Annotated in this window: 14 protein-coding genes; 6 read left to right on the top strand and 8 right to left on the bottom strand. The window is 57.9% G+C overall.

What is annotated here, in order from left to right:
* Nucleotides 1-62 precede the first annotated feature (62 nt).
* Both IAE50_RS16785 and IAE50_RS16780 read left to right on the top strand, forming a co-directional pair.
* Nucleotides 63-1847 (top strand): methyl-accepting chemotaxis protein, encoded by a 1785-nt coding sequence (locus IAE50_RS16785; RefSeq protein ID WP_200580764.1) that lies wholly within the window; start codon nucleotides 63-65, stop codon nucleotides 1845-1847.
* A 199-nt stretch (nucleotides 1848-2046) separates the two neighbouring features.
* Nucleotides 2047-2292, top strand: a complete 246-nt coding sequence (locus IAE50_RS16780) for a DUF1883 domain-containing protein (protein ID WP_023478761.1) — start codon at nucleotides 2047-2049, stop codon at nucleotides 2290-2292.
* 9 nt (nucleotides 2293-2301) lie between these two features.
* Here the strand turns inward: IAE50_RS16780 and IAE50_RS16775 are convergent, their stop codons facing one another.
* The gene (locus IAE50_RS16775) at nucleotides 2302-3000 is read right to left on the bottom strand and encodes a gamma-glutamylcyclotransferase (RefSeq protein WP_200135304.1); all 699 of its coding nucleotides are present in this window, start codon (nucleotides 2998-3000) and stop codon (nucleotides 2302-2304) included.
* Between the two features lie 171 nt (nucleotides 3001-3171).
* A complete protein-coding gene (gene chaB / locus IAE50_RS16770; RefSeq protein WP_023478915.1) occupies nucleotides 3172-3402 on the bottom strand; it encodes a putative cation transport regulator ChaB in 231 nt (76 codons plus the stop codon).
* A 275-nt stretch (nucleotides 3403-3677) separates the two neighbouring features.
* Here chaB and chaA point away from each other — a divergent pair, with 275 nt between their 5' ends.
* On the top strand, nucleotides 3678-4772 hold the full coding sequence (gene chaA, locus IAE50_RS16765; RefSeq protein WP_054803465.1) for a sodium-potassium/proton antiporter ChaA: 1095 nt from the start codon (nucleotides 3678-3680) through the stop codon (nucleotides 4770-4772).
* Between the two features lie 43 nt (nucleotides 4773-4815).
* On the opposite strand, the gene kdsA is transcribed toward chaA, so the two are convergent.
* From kdsA to hemA, 6 genes are read right to left on the bottom strand one after another with little or no spacing between them, the layout of a single operon-like run.
* Nucleotides 4816-5670, bottom strand: coding sequence for a 3-deoxy-8-phosphooctulonate synthase (gene kdsA / locus IAE50_RS16760; RefSeq protein WP_076769943.1), 855 nt, complete (start codon nucleotides 5668-5670; stop codon nucleotides 4816-4818).
* 26 nt (nucleotides 5671-5696) lie between these two features.
* Nucleotides 5697-6506, bottom strand: coding sequence for an invasion regulator SirB1 (gene sirB1 / locus IAE50_RS16755; protein WP_023478892.1), 810 nt, complete (start codon nucleotides 6504-6506; stop codon nucleotides 5697-5699).
* 3 nt (nucleotides 6507-6509) lie between these two features.
* Complete coding sequence (gene sirB2, locus IAE50_RS16750) at nucleotides 6510-6902, bottom strand: invasion regulator SirB2 (RefSeq protein ID WP_023478628.1); 393 nt, start codon at nucleotides 6900-6902, stop codon at nucleotides 6510-6512.
* A 15-nt stretch (nucleotides 6903-6917) separates the two neighbouring features.
* Nucleotides 6918-7748 carry a peptide chain release factor N(5)-glutamine methyltransferase gene (gene prmC, locus IAE50_RS16745; protein ID WP_200580763.1) on the bottom strand — a complete coding sequence of 277 codons (831 nt, stop codon included), beginning with the start codon at nucleotides 7746-7748 and terminating at the stop codon, nucleotides 6918-6920.
* A complete protein-coding gene (gene prfA, locus IAE50_RS16740; protein WP_076769944.1) occupies nucleotides 7748-8830 on the bottom strand; it encodes a peptide chain release factor 1 in 1083 nt (360 codons plus the stop codon). The genes prmC and prfA overlap by 1 nt, the downstream gene beginning before the upstream one ends.
* Before the next feature lie 43 nt (nucleotides 8831-8873).
* Entirely contained in the window at nucleotides 8874-10130 is a 1257-nt protein-coding gene (gene hemA, locus IAE50_RS16735) for a glutamyl-tRNA reductase (protein ID WP_200580762.1), read from the bottom strand.
* A gap of 200 nt (nucleotides 10131-10330) precedes the next feature.
* Here hemA and lolB point away from each other — a divergent pair, with 200 nt between their 5' ends.
* The 3 genes from lolB to prs all read left to right on the top strand — a co-directional run bounded on the left by lolB (nucleotide 10331) and on the right by prs (nucleotide 12888).
* Nucleotides 10331-10954: a lipoprotein insertase outer membrane protein LolB gene (gene lolB / locus IAE50_RS16730; protein WP_023478783.1), complete on the top strand. Its 624-nt coding sequence runs from the start codon at nucleotides 10331-10333 to the stop codon at nucleotides 10952-10954.
* Nucleotides 10951-11817, top strand: a complete 867-nt coding sequence (ispE, locus tag IAE50_RS16725) for a 4-(cytidine 5'-diphospho)-2-C-methyl-D-erythritol kinase (RefSeq protein WP_200580761.1) — start codon at nucleotides 10951-10953, stop codon at nucleotides 11815-11817. The genes lolB and ispE overlap by 4 nt, the downstream gene beginning before the upstream one ends.
* Nucleotides 11818-11940: 123 nt before the next feature.
* Nucleotides 11941-12888 (top strand): ribose-phosphate diphosphokinase, encoded by a 948-nt coding sequence (gene prs, locus IAE50_RS16720; RefSeq protein WP_007371855.1) that lies wholly within the window; start codon nucleotides 11941-11943, stop codon nucleotides 12886-12888.
* Nucleotides 12889-12891: the final 3 nt, after the last annotated feature.

The raw sequence follows: 12891 nt of genomic DNA, 5'->3' as shown, positions 1-12891 counted from the left end.
ATCAAGTTTGCCTGCTGTGTTGCCGATAGCCACTTAAGACAAACACAGCAGGTACAATAAAAATGTTCACATCGATCAAGGCCCGGATTATGGCGGCGACGGCAGGTTGTCTTACTGTCGCCTTGCTGCTTAACACCATCATCAACTACCAGGTTACACGCCAGCACAACCAGCAAACCCAACAGGATATTCTCTCCAGCACCCGCGACAGCCATGGCATTGCCATTGCCGACTGGGTCGCCAGCAAAACCGCAATGATCGCCTCCCTGCAAAGCGTGGCGTTAACGGACGATCCAGTACCGGTATTTGCCCAAATTGCCCGCGCCGGCGGGTTTATCAACGTCTACGTTGGCTACGCCAGCAAAACCGCCAAGTTCTCCGATCCCGGCGGCGTCCCGGCGGATTACGATCCGACCATTCGCCCGTGGTATCAGCAGGCGGTGAAAGCCGATGCGCCGGTCGTCACCGCTCCCTATGTTGATGCCAGTACCGGTCAACTGGTGGTTACCTTTGCCGTGCCGGTAAAAGAGGACGGCACGCTGAAGGGCGTGGTCGCCGGGGATGTTACGATGACCAGCGTGGTGGCTAACGTGCGCGGCATCAGCCCGACGCCGCACAGCAGCGGTATGCTGCTTGCCAGCGATGGCGCAGTGATTGCCGCCGCCGACGAAAAGCTGACGATGAAACCCTTCTCTGACGCCATTCATGGCGTCTCCTTTGCCGAGCTGAGCAGCGGGAAAACCGTCTCTGGCGAGTATGCCGGGAATGAGAAGTCGCTGTTAGCCAGCCGGGTGAAAGGAACCGACTGGCTGCTGGTGGTCGCCCTCGATGGGGATGACGCCACCGCCGGTCTGCGCGCGCAGTTAAAAGCCTCCGCCGTGTCGCTGATTGTGCTGGTGATTATTGCCGGGGCATTGATGCAGTGGATGGTCGCAGCGCTGCTTAAACGCCTGGTGGTGATCCGCGATGCGATGAACGCCATCAGCAGCGGCACCAACGACCTCTCCCAGCGCCTGCCGGAGAGCGGTAACGATGAGGTGGCGCAAATCGCCCACGCCTTTAACGCCTTCAGCGACAAGCTGGCGGTGGTGATGGTGAAGCTGCGCGACTCCACCCACTCGGTGCAGCTGGCGGCGCAGGAGATTGCCGCCGGGAACCAGGATCTCTCCGGGCGCACGGAGCAGGCGGCCTCCAGCCTGCGTGAAACCGCCAGCGCCGTAGAGCAGATCACCGCGTCGGTCGCGCAATCCACCGATGCCGCAGCGCAGGCGAATACCCAGGCGCATGTCGCATCAGAAGCCGCTTCGCGCGGCGGTCAGGTGGTGACGCAGGCCATTAACACCATGCAGTCCATTGAAGTCGCCTCGGCAAAAATTGGCGATATTACCAGCGTTATTGATGCCATCGCCTTCCAGACCAATATCCTCGCGCTTAACGCCTCGGTAGAAGCGGCGCGCGCCGGTGAACAGGGTCGTGGCTTTGCGGTGGTCGCGGGGGAAGTACGCAATCTCGCCAGCCGCAGCGCGCAGGCGGCAAAGGAGATTAAAACGCTGATTGACTCCACCACCGACAGCGTTGCCACCGGCTCGCGCTATGTGCGGCTGGCGGGCGACAGCATGACCGATATCGTCACCAGCATCGACAGCGTATCGGTGATCATGCGCGAAATCACCGTCGCCACCAGCGAGCAGATGAAAGGTATTCAGGAGATCAATCATGCGGTGATAAATCTTGACCGTATGGTGCAGCAGAACGCCGAGCTGGTCGTCGAATCAACCGCCGCTGCCGGGGCGCTGCGCGCCCAAGCGGGTGAACTTGCCGACACTGCCGGACATTTCCGCATTTAATCTTTTACCGGCGCGTGAAGACCACGGTTTTTCGCGCCGGATCTCCCCTCTCACCGCAGATTGTTATTTTTGTTTAATCCTTACGTCATTTGTTGATCAAAATCAGCATCTGGCTAACGGTCGTTTGGTGTGATGCACGGAGTGTTTTGTGAACAACATCACGCAGGGATGGCGTTATTCAAATGACGGGGTTAAAAAAATGGCGGTAGTAAAAGCAAGTTTGAAACTGTTTGGCGGGGATACGGTAGTGGTTCGCTGTTCTGAAAATTGCCATATCCATCTGATGTGTGAGAAGAGCCGCAGGCCGAATGCGCAGGCGGATATTCTGAGTGTCCAGAACCGCGCCAGCGCCTATCTTTCGGTGCCATACAGCGGCATCTGGAGCGTACTGATCGATAGCCACAGCCAGTCGCTGGAGCACTCGATCAGCTACGTTGCGGCGTAAACACCATTCTTAGCAGGCAAAACCAGGCACCATTTCCGGGCCTGGTTTGTCCCCCTCCAGCAGCATACGCACTCTTCCCACCAGTTCATTCAGGCAGTCATCGTGCATGCCGAGCTTAATCAGCTCCTGCTCAAGGGAGAAGAGGTACTGGGCATTGGTGCCAAGCGGTCCGCTGGCGGCAGCGATCAGCGGCGCGATGGTTTGCGCGCGGGTATCTGACTCATAGAGCGGGTGGCGCGGATCCATAATAAACACCAGCGCATTAACCACGCGGCCATCGTCGAGCGAAAGTTTGTACCAGCTCGGCAGATAGCAGCCGGTGATCATCTCCCGTTTCCACAGCAGCGTCAGGTCGTCGTGCAGGCTCTCTTCCGACAACCGGTAAGCCACGCCGGTGGTGCGCCCGCCCTCTTTCAGTGCAAGCATGCGCCCTGGCTGACACGCGGTACCGCGCCCGGCAGTCAGGCGCAAACAGAAGGCGCGATGCCAGCCGACCAGCGTACCCGGGCAGGATTCATCGAACTCCATCGCCGGGTTCCACATCAGCGAACCGTAGCCAAAAATCCACACCGGGCCATCATCCGGCCGACAGGCCAGCGTCGCCGCCAGCGAGGACGCCCGCTGCTCAGCCGACCACAACAACGACTCTTCTATGTCGCCAAACGCCGTTTTGCAATCGGCCGTTCGCAAGAAATCACGCGTTAACATCTTTTACCTCCGCCACTGCCTGCGTCCTTGCGACTGCTTTACTGCTGCCTTCCCGACATACGCCGTCGTTTCAACGCAGCGCCATATGACGATATGCAATTCACGCGCCGCATGCAACAGCATCAATCCATCGAATAAAGCTATAAATGGCGGAGGTGGCGCTGCTACGCGCTATTTCTTCTTATGCCACTTGTCGTCATCCCCCTTCTCATACTCATTTTTGACCGCCGCCCAGGCGACGCGGTGCGCCGTCTCTTCCCGGCTGGCATCGCCGCGGCGGTCATCTTTATCTTTGTATTGATCCCAGGCGCTGTTAAATGCCTCTTTATAGATCTCCTGCGCATGGGCTGGAAGAACGTGTTGCACGCTGTCGGGCAGTTCGGATTTTGCTTTATATGGCACTTTTCTGCTCCTTGTTGGGCTAAAAGGTTAAGTCTGGTCGACAACCCGCCTCAGCGCCAGGCATGGAAGATAAATGACTTTTTAATTTAACTATCGCTATGTTTATATTTAATTATTTCCAGAAAAGAGCAATTTTCTCGGCTTTACAACAGAAAAAAATTTACTGCCGTAAAAATAGGTAAAAATGACCACGTAAATGCGACTTTTTTGCTATTTTAATCACCTTGCGTTCTTTATCTATACTTCAACAACACTGCCCTCTGAGGAGAATCATAATGACAACAACCCACGAGGCGGTTAAAACCCGCCACAAGGAGACCACGCTCATTTTCCCGGTGCTGGCGCTGGCCGTGCTGCTCTTCTGGGGAAGCTCGCAGTCACTGCCGGCGATAGTCGGAATCAATGTGCTGGCGCTGGTCGGGATTTTAGCCAGTGCCTTTAGCGTGGTGCGCCACGCTGACGTTCTTGCCCATCGTCTGGGCGAACCTTTCGGCTCGTTAATTCTGAGCCTCTCCGTCGTTATCCTCGAAGTGAGCCTCATCTCGGCGCTGATGGCAACCGGCGATGCCGCGCCGACGCTGATGCGCGATACACTCTACTCCATCATTATGATTGTTACCGGCGGGCTGGTGGGTTTCTCGCTGCTGCTGGGCGGGCGTAAATTTGCCACGCAGTACGTCAATCTGTTTGGCATCAAGCAGTATCTGATCGCCCTCTTTCCGCTGGCGATTATCGTGCTGGTCTTCCCGATGGCGCTGCCGGAAGCGAACTTCACCACCGGCCAGGCGCTGCTGGTGGCGCTTATCTCGGCGGCGATGTATGGCGTGTTTCTGCTGATCCAGACCAAAACCCATCAGAGCCTGTTTGTCTATGAGCATGAAGATGACGGCGACGATCCGCACCACGGTAAGCCGTCGGCGCACGGCAATTTCTGGCACACCGCGTGGCTGATTGTGCATCTAATTGCGGTGATTGCGGTGACCAAGATGAACGCGCAGCCGCTGGAAGCGCTGCTGACGGAAGTGAACGCTCCGGTGGCCTTTACCGGCTTCCTCGTTGCGCTGCTGATCCTCTCGCCGGAAGGGCTGGGGGCGTTAAAAGCAGTGCTGAACAACCAGGTGCAGCGCGCGATGAATCTCTTCTTCGGTTCGGTGCTGGCGACTATTTCGCTGACCGTACCGGTGGTCACGCTGATTGCCTGGTTCACTGGCAACGATCTGGTGTTCGGCCTCGATGCGCCGGAGATGATTGTGATGGTGGCATCACTGATGCTGTGCCAGATCTCCTTCTCGACCGGGCGCACCAATGTGCTTAACGGCGCGGCGCATCTGGCGCTGTTTGCCGCCTACCTGATGACCATCTTCGCCTGAGTTATTCGGATACAAAAAACCCCGCTTTCGCGGGGTTTTTCTTTTACGCTTCGGTGTTGAGCTCGTCGAAGTTCTTCACCAGATCGTCAATCGCTTTGATCTGCTGCAGGAACGGCTCCAGCTTCGCCAGCGGCAGCGCCGACGGGCCGTCGCACTTGGCGTTATCCGGGTCCGGATGCGCTTCAATAAACAGACCGGCAAGACCGGTTGCCATGCCCGCGCGCGCCAGCTCGGCGACCTGACCACGACGGCCGCCGGACGCGGCGCCAAACGGGTCGCGGCACTGCAGCGCGTGGGTGACATCAAAGATCACCGGTGAGTTGTTGGAGACTTTTTTCATCACGCTGAAGCCGAGCATGTCGACCACCAGGTTGTCGTAACCGAAGTTCGCGCCGCGATCGCAGAGGATAACTTTGTCGTTACCACCCTCGATAAATTTGTCGACGATATTGCCCATCTGGCCCGGGCTTACGAACTGCGGTTTTTTGACGTTAATCACCGCGCCGGTTTTCGCCATCGCTTCCACCAGATCGGTCTGGCGGGCAAGGAAGGCCGGAAGCTGGATCACATCCACCACTTCGGAGACCGGCTGGGCCTGGCTTGCTTCGTGAACGTCGGTGATCAGTTTGACGCCGAAGGTCTGCTTCAGCTCCTGGAAAATCTTCATCCCCTCTTCCAGACCCGGCCCACGGTAGGACTTGATGGAAGAGCGGTTGGCTTTATCGAAAGAGGCTTTGAACACGTACGGGATGCCCAGCTTCTGGGTCACGGTGACGTAGTGCTCACAAATGCGCATGGCTAAATCGCGGGATTCCAGCACGTTCATGCCGCCGAACAGCACGAACGGCAGGTCGTTCGCCACGTTGATGTCGCCAATGCTGACCACTTTTTGTTTCATAAAATCGCCTTATCGAGTGTGAATGCTTAATGCAGGGTAATCTGTTTATGGGAAATCGTGTTGATCTGCGCGCGGATCATTTCGCTGATTGGATCCTCCGGGCACTGCTCGACAAAATAGCTTAAGTCATGCAGCGCCACGTGGTCGCAGTCCAGCTGCGCATAAATCAGCCCGCGATCGCGGATCTCATACGGATCTTCCGGATTGAACTGCAGTAACGCTTCGCTGGCGCGCAGGGCCAGCTCCATCTGCTGCTCTTCCATCAACGCCGACTTCAGGGTATCCAGCAGTTTGCGGATCACTTCAGCGTTGTCTGCCTCATCAAGGTCTTCGTTAAACAGCTCGGCCACCGGGCTGATATTGCCCTTCAGCCAAACTTCGAGCGTATGTTCGTCCAGCGTGTCGCCATTAAACGGGTTAATCAGCCACATTTCGCCATCCAGCCACTCACCGCGCAGAATCAGCTGCGTCGGGAAAATAACCGGAGTCAGCGGAATATTGAGCCGCCCGGCGACCCACAGCAGAATCGCCCCCAGCGACACGGCGCTGCCCTGGCGGTTCTGCAACACTTTATCCAGCCACAGCGCATCGGAGAGACGGTAGACGCCGCGGGTATCTTTGAAGCCCCATTCGCCGTAAAACAGCGCGAGGAGCTCCTCCAGTTGATGCTCCTGAGGCTTTGCCTGACTGATCTCTTCACGGGCAAGCGCGAGCAGATGCTCCAGTTCGTCTTGTACGTATTGTGAAGGAAAATCATCGCGTATCAGCTCGGAAACAAGGATCATCCCGTCGCATAATGGCGCTTTGTTAAATTCGAAATCAGCTAACGACCTCATGTCTTACCCCAGTATCGGTACTTTTGTGGCGGCGAGTTTAATGATGATGTACAGCACCACCAGCCCCAGCATAAAGGCGATAAAACCTGCCTGCTGGCCGCGCGGACGATGTCGCCCGAGCGCAATAAAACCCAAAACGATATAGATGATAACGCCAAACAGCTTTTCAGTCAGCCATGCGCCTTTAACAGTAAAAGGCAAATAGCCGGTCAGAGCTATCAACCCCACGCCGCTGAGCAGCAAAACGCTATCGACAATATGCGGTAACACCCGCACCCAACGCGCCTGAAAGCGGGGATTGTTGCTCCAGCGCCACCAGTAACGCAGGGTGAACAGGCTAATGGTCAGCGCCACCGACGTCAAATGTAACGTAATCAGGATGTTAAAGAGGCACATTCCCTGTTGCTCCCGTTACGGCCGCCGTCCCAGCGTCAGGCGTTCGTTATCACCATAATCCCGGCAGGTTTCTACCTGCTGCCAGCCGTAGCGGGCAAAAATCTCACGCACCGCCGCCCCTTGCTGCCAGCCATGCTCAAGCAACAGCCAGCCCTGCGGCAGTAAGTAGCGCGGTGCCTCTTTAATCAGCGTGTGCAGATCCGCAAGGCCATTATCCGCCGCCACCAATGCGCTGAGCGGTTCAAAGCGCACATCGCCCTGCGCCAGATGGGGATCCTGCGCATCGATATAGGGGGGGTTGCTGACGATAAGCGAAAATTGCTGCCCCTCAAGGGCGCTAAACCAGCGGCTCTGCACAATCTCGATATTGCGGATGCCAAGATGATCGGCATTACGCTGCGCCAGCGCGACCGCGTCAGGGATGAGATCGACAGCGGTGACCTGGCAATCTGGCCGCTCGCAGGCCAGCGCCAACGCAATCGCACCGGTGCCGGTACCCAAATCAAGGATGCGGCACGGCGCGGCGGGAAGCCGGGCGAGCGCCTGCTCGACCAGACACTCGGTATCGGGGCGCGGGATCAGCGTCGCGGGCGAGACGAACAACGGCAGCGACCAGAATTCGCGCTCACCAATCAGATGCGCGACCGGCTCGCCGCGCACGCGCCGGGCCAGTAACGCGGCAAGCTGCTCCTGCTGCTCGCCCGTAAGAGGCGTTTCACCGAAGGCGAGAATAAAGGTGCGCGCTTTGCCGGTGACAAAGCCGAGCAGGATCTCGGCATCGCGCCGCGGGCTTTCACTGGCCTGCAGCTGGCTGACTGCCTCGCGCAACCACTGTTGATACTCCATCAATCCTGCTCGGAGAGCGCCGCCAGCTGGTCGGCCTGGTACTCCTGCACGATCGGTTCGATCAGTGCATCAAGCTTGCCTTCCATTACCTCGTCCAGACGGTAGAGCGTCAGGTTGATGCGGTGGTCGGTGACACGACCCTGCGGGAAGTTATAGGTGCGGTTGCGGTCGCTGCGATCGCCGCTGCCAAGCAGGTTACGGCGCGTGGAGGCCTCCGTCTGCTGGCGTTTCGCCACTTCAGCCGCGCGAATGCGCGCGCCGAGCACCGAAAGCGCTTTGGCTTTGTTTTTATGCTGCGAACGCTCATCCTGGCACTCCACCACAATGCCGGTCGGCAAGTGGGTAATACGGATCGCCGAGTCGGTGGTGTTAACGTGCTGGCCGCCCGCGCCGGAGGAGCGGAAGGTGTCGATCCGCAGATCCGCCGGGTTGATATCCGGCAGTTCCGCTTCCGGCAGCTCCGGCATCACCGCAACGGTACAGGCGGAAGTGTGAATGCGCCCCTGCGATTCGGTGGCCGGAACGCGCTGCACGCGGTGCCCGCCCGATTCAAACTTCAGACGGCCATAGACGCCGTCGCCGCTGATTTTGGCAATCACCTCTTTATAGCCGCCATGCTCGCCTTCGTTGGCGCTCATGATTTCAACGCGCCAGCGGCGGGCCTCGGCATAACGGCTGTACATGCGGAACAGATCGCCGGCAAACAGCGCGGCTTCATCCCCGCCGGTCCCGGCGCGGACTTCGACAAACGCGTTGCGCTCATCATCGGGATCTTGCGGCAGCAGCAGCACCTGTAAATGCTGCTCAAGCTGCTCGCTTTTCTCTTTTGCGTCGCGTAACTCCTCCTGCGCCATTTCGCGCATTTCGGGGTCCTCGAGCATCATCTGCGCGGTCTCGATATCGTCCTGCGTCTGTCGCCAGTCGGTAAAACAGCGGGAAACGTCGCTCAGCTGCGCATATTCGCGCGACAGGGCGCGGAAGCGATCCTGATCGGCGATGGTTTGCGCGTCGCCCAGCAGCGCCTGAACTTCTTCATGGCGTTCATGCAGGGCTTCCAGTTTGGCAACGATAGAAGGCTTCATAGGCGTAAAGGCACCTTTTAGTAATTATCAGGAGTGTGGTGTGCTAATCCAGCCCGAGGCTGTTGCGCAGAATATGCAGGCGATCGTCATCCCCGTCACGGGCGGCCTGCTGAAGAGATTTGGTTGGGGCGTGGATCAAACGGTTGGTCAGTTTCCACGCCAGGTCCTGCATAATGGTCTGCGGATCGCCGCCCTGCTCCAGCGCAGCGAGCGCTTTTGCCGTCAGCTCATCGCGAACCTGTTCTGACTGGCTGCGGTAGTCGCGAATCGTCTCGCTGGCGCTTTGCGCGCGCAGCCAGGCCATAAACTCGCTGGTCTCCTGGGCGACGATAGTTTCCGCCTGCACCGCCGCGGCTTTGCGCTGCGCCAGGTTGTGCTGAATGATGCTTTGCAGATCGTCGACGCTGTAGAGATAGGCGTTGGCAATTTCACCCACTTCCGGCTCAACGTCGCGCGGAACGGCGATATCCACCAGCAGCATCGGTTTATTGCGGCGCGCCTTCATCGCCCGCTCGACCATCCCTTTGCCAATAATCGGCAGCGGGCTGGCGGTCGAACTGATGACGATATCGGCATCTTTCAGGCGCTCATCGATTTCGCTCAGGTCGATCACTTCCGCCCCGACCTCAGTCGCCAGCAGCTCCGCGCGCTCGCGGGTGCGGTTGGCGATGATCATATTTTGTACTTTGTGCTCGCGCAGATGGCGCGCCACCAGTTCAATGGTCTCGCCCGCGCCGACCAGCAGCACGGTAACCGTCGACAGGGATTCAAAGATCTGACGCGCCAGGGTACAGGCAGCAAAAGCGACCGACACGGCGCTGGCACCGATATCGGTTTCCGTGCGCACGCGCTTGGCAACAGAGAAGGATTTCTGGAACATGCGCTCCAGCTCGCTGGCATTCCCGTGTCCGCGATGGGAGTCGGCATAGGCTTTTTTCACCTGGCCGAGGATCTGCGGCTCGCCGAGCACCAGCGAATCGAGCCCGCTCGCCACGCGCATTAAATGGCTGACGGCGTCGTTATCTTCGTGCCAGTAGAGGCTCTGACGAACCTCATCTTCACGTAAATGGTGATAATCGCAGAGCCAGCGCACCAGCGCTTCCTGTAAGTTCTCCCGCTCTTCGACGCTCAGATAGAGCTCGGTGCGGTTACAGGTTGAGAGCACCACGCCCCCCTGCACCATCGGCTGCGCCAACAGGCTTTCCAGCGCCTGATCAAGCGTTTCCGGCGAAAACGCAATACGTTCTCGCAACGCAACAGGTGCTGTTTTATGGTTGATGCCGAGTGCTAAAAGGGTCATGGGCGCGGGAATAGTACCAACGTTGATAAGGTTAGACTGCACGCATCATACAGGATGAGCCCAGTCAATAAAAGGGAGACTATCCTTTCGGAGTAATTGGTCTTTTTATGATTTAAGACAACGTGAACGTAGACGCTCTTTCTGTGCGGCGCTAGCATTAAGCTTCTGTCTGTAAACTGTTACAAGGATTTGTCATCGTTATGATTCTGTCGGATTTCCGCCTCATTCGCCTGCTACCGCTGGCAAGCCTCGTGCTCACCGCCTGTACCCTGACCGCGCCGAAAGGGCCGGGAAAAAGCCCCGATGCGCCGCAGTGGCGTCAGCATCAGCAGCAGGTGCGCGATTTACACCAGTACCAGACGCGCGGCGCGTTTGCTTATCTCTCGGATGAGCAAAAAGTCTATGCCCGCTTCTTCTGGCAGCAAACCGGCCAGGATCGCTACCGCTTACTGCTTACCAACCCGTTGGGTAGCACAGAGCTTGAGCTGAAGGCGCAGCCGGGCAATGTTGAACTGGTGGATAATAAAGGTAAGCACTACACCGCCGACGACGCGGAAGAGATGATTGGCAAGCTGACCGGCATGCCGATTCCGCTTAACAGCCTGCGCCAGTGGATCCTCGGCCTGCCGGGCGACGCCACCGATTACAAACTCGACGACCAGTATCGCCTGAGCCAGGTCAACTACAGCCAGGACGGCAAGAGCTGGAAAGTGGTATATGGCGGCTATGACAGCAAAACCCAGCCAGCCCTGCCTTCCAATATGGAGCTGAGCGACGGCAAGCAGCGCATCAAGTTAAAGATGGATAACTGGATCGTTAAATGATGACCTGGCCTGCTCCGGCAAAACTTAACCTCTTTTTATACATCACCGGCCAGCGTGAGGATGGTTACCACACGCTGCAAACGCTGTTTCAGTTTCTTGATTATGGCGACACGTTGACCATCGAACCGCGCAAAGATGGCAAAATCTGCCTGCTGACGCCGGTCGAGGGCGTGCCCGATGAGGAGAACCTGATCGTGCGCGCGGCGCGTTTGCTGATGAAGCGCGCCGCCGCGACCGAACGGCTGGCCGCAGGCTGCGGCGCGGATATCGCCATTGAAAAGCGTCTGCCGATGGGCGGCGGGCTTGGCGGCGGCTCGTCGAATGCGGCGACGGTGCTGGTGGCGCTTAACCATCTCTGGCAGTGCGGGCTGAGCGTCGATGAACTGGCGCAGCTGGGCTTAACGCTTGGTGCCGATGTACCGGTGTTTGTGCGCGGCCATGCGGCGTTTGCCGAAGGGGTCGGTGAGCTGCTCACGCCGGTCGATCCGCCGGAAAAATGGTACCTGGTAGCCCACCCGGGCGTCAGCATTCCGACGCCGCTTATCTTTGGCGATCCTGAACTCCCGCGCAACACGCCCGTCAGGTCAATCAATACGTTACTGAATTGTGAATTCGGCAACGATTGCGAGGTTATCGCAAGAAAACGTTTTCGTGAGGTTGATGCGGCGCTTTCCTGGCTGTTAGAATACGCGCCGTCGCGCCTGACTGGCACAGGAGCCTGTGTCTTTGCCGAATTTGACACCGAATCCTCCGCTCGTCAGGTGCTTGAGCAAGCCCCGGAATGGCTGAACGGTTTTGTCGCGCGAGGCGTTAACCTCTCGCCGCTAGCACAAACCATCGCCGGGCAAGCTGAGTCACGGTGACAACGTCACTTGTTCCAGACGTTGCATCGCGCTCTTTAATACACCGCATGGATAGTTTTTCGCCCTGACCGCACATTTTGGCGTATCCTATCCACCACTGGACGCATGCCTGAGGTTCTTCTCGTGCCTGATATGAAGCTTTTTGCTGGTAACGCCACCCCGGAACTAGCACAACGTATTGCCAACCGCCTGTACACTTCTCTCGGCGACGCCGCCGTAGGTCGCTTTAGCGACGGCGAAGTCAGCGTACAAATCAACGAAAACGTACGCGGTGGTGATATTTTCATCATCCAGTCCACTTGTGCTCCTACTAACGACAACCTGATGGAATTGGTTGTGATGGTCGATGCCCTGCGCCGTGCTTCCGCAGGCCGTATCACCGCCGTTATCCCCTACTTTGGTTACGCCCGTCAGGATCGCCGCGTCCGCTCCGCTCGCGTACCGATTACCGCAAAAGTGGTTGCCGATTTCCTCTCAAGCGTTGGCGTTGACCGCGTCCTCACCGTAGACCTGCATGCTGAACAGATTCAGGGCTTCTTTGATGTACCGGTTGATAACGTGTTCGGCAGCCCGATTCTGCTCGAAGATATGCTGCAGCTGAACCTCGACAACCCGATTGTGGTTTCGCCGGATATCGGCGGTGTGGTTCGCGCACGTGCGATTGCCAAACTGCTGAACGATACCGACATGGCGATCATCGATAAGCGCCGCCCGCGCGCCAACGTTTCGCAGGTGATGCACATCATCGGCGACGTGGCGAACCGCGACTGCGTGCTGGTTGACGATATGATCGACACCGGCGGTACGCTGTGCAAAGCAGCAGAAGCCCTGAAAGAGCGCGGCGCGAAACGCGTCTTCGCTTACGCCACGCACCCGATTTTCTCCGGTAATGCGGTGAATAACCTGCGCAACTCCGTGATTGACGAAGTGGTGGTCTGCGACACCATTCCGCTGAGCGAAGAGATCAAAGCGCTGCCGAACGTACGTACGCTGACGCTCTCTGGCATGCTGGCCGAAGCTATCCGTCGTATCAGCAATGAAGAATCGATCTCTGCGATGTTCGAACATTAATCG

The sequence above is a fragment of the Kosakonia sp. S42 genome (assembly GCF_016624785.1).
Lineage (GTDB): Bacteria > Pseudomonadota > Gammaproteobacteria > Enterobacterales > Enterobacteriaceae > Kosakonia > Kosakonia cowanii.
The sequence above is the reverse complement of the archived record's forward strand: the minus strand, read 5'-3'. Positions and strand labels throughout refer to the sequence as shown.

Excerpts from the sequence above, each read along its gene's own strand:
- IAE50_RS16780 (WP_023478761.1), top strand. The coding sequence starts at position 2,047 with ATGGCGGTAGTAAAAGCAAGTTTGAAACTGTTTGGCGGGGATACGGTA.
- IAE50_RS16775 (WP_200135304.1), bottom strand. The coding sequence starts at position 3,000 with ATGTTAACGCGTGATTTCTTGCGAACGGCCGATTGCAAAACGGCGTTT.
- kdsA (WP_076769943.1), bottom strand. The coding sequence starts at position 5,670 with ATGAAACAAAAAGTGGTCAGCATTGGCGACATCAACGTGGCGAACGAC.
- prmC (WP_200580763.1), bottom strand. The coding sequence starts at position 7,748 with ATGGAGTATCAACAGTGGTTGCGCGAGGCAGTCAGCCAGCTGCAGGCC.
- sirB2 (WP_023478628.1), bottom strand. The coding sequence starts at position 6,902 with ATGTGCCTCTTTAACATCCTGATTACGTTACATTTGACGTCGGTGGCG.
- IAE50_RS16785 (WP_200580764.1), top strand. The coding sequence starts at position 63 with ATGTTCACATCGATCAAGGCCCGGATTATGGCGGCGACGGCAGGTTGT.
- lolB (WP_023478783.1), top strand. The coding sequence starts at position 10,331 with ATGATTCTGTCGGATTTCCGCCTCATTCGCCTGCTACCGCTGGCAAGC.
- prfA (WP_076769944.1), bottom strand. The coding sequence starts at position 8,830 with ATGAAGCCTTCTATCGTTGCCAAACTGGAAGCCCTGCATGAACGCCAT.
- hemA (WP_200580762.1), bottom strand. The coding sequence starts at position 10,130 with ATGACCCTTTTAGCACTCGGCATCAACCATAAAACAGCACCTGTTGCG.
- sirB1 (WP_023478892.1), bottom strand. The coding sequence starts at position 6,506 with ATGAGGTCGTTAGCTGATTTCGAATTTAACAAAGCGCCATTATGCGAC.
- ispE (WP_200580761.1), top strand. The coding sequence starts at position 10,951 with ATGATGACCTGGCCTGCTCCGGCAAAACTTAACCTCTTTTTATACATC.
- chaA (WP_054803465.1), top strand. The coding sequence starts at position 3,678 with ATGACAACAACCCACGAGGCGGTTAAAACCCGCCACAAGGAGACCACG.